This window comes from Lysobacter sp. TAB13, from assembly GCF_052113885.1.
GTDB lineage: Bacteria > Pseudomonadota > Gammaproteobacteria > Xanthomonadales > Xanthomonadaceae > Lysobacter > Lysobacter gummosus.
Genome location: NZ_JBFRDR010000246.1, coordinates 1 through 422 on the forward strand (window position 1 = coordinate 1; position 422 = coordinate 422).

General features: G+C 69.2%; 1 protein-coding gene. It reads right to left on the bottom strand.

What is annotated here, in order from left to right; genetic code table 11:
- On the bottom strand, positions 1 to 266 hold a 266-nt coding region (locus AB4Y92_RS26020), incomplete at its 3' end, for a hypothetical protein (RefSeq protein ID WP_441822251.1).
- Between the last annotated feature and the right edge of the window lie 156 nt (positions 267 to 422).

Consider the following 422-nt stretch of genomic DNA (forward strand, 5'->3'; position numbering starts at 1 on the left):
TCGGGGGCCGGCGCGAGCTTGACCTCGCCGCTGTCGGGAATCGTGATGACGATCGCACCGGGAACATCTGCCCCCGGGCGCACGACGGTCACCCCCGATTCGGTTTCAAGCTGGCGCGCAGTGGACGGGGAGCGCGGATCTCTGACATTGGGTTCGACCGCCGGTGCAGCCGCGATCTCCCGTGAGGGCTGCCTGATCTCGATCGCGGCAGTCGCCATCGGCTCGCCCCCGTCGGGGTCACGACGGAACAGCAGGATGGCAATCACTGCAAGCGCCGTGCATCCCACCGCCCCGCTCAAGGCGAGCGACAGCAAGCGCGTCCACGGCTTGCCGTGGCGCACCGGGCGATCCTGCCCCAAGGGCCGGTCGAGCTCGGTAAGCGGCGTTCCGGCCAAGGGCAGCCGTCCTCAGCTGTTCGAAAC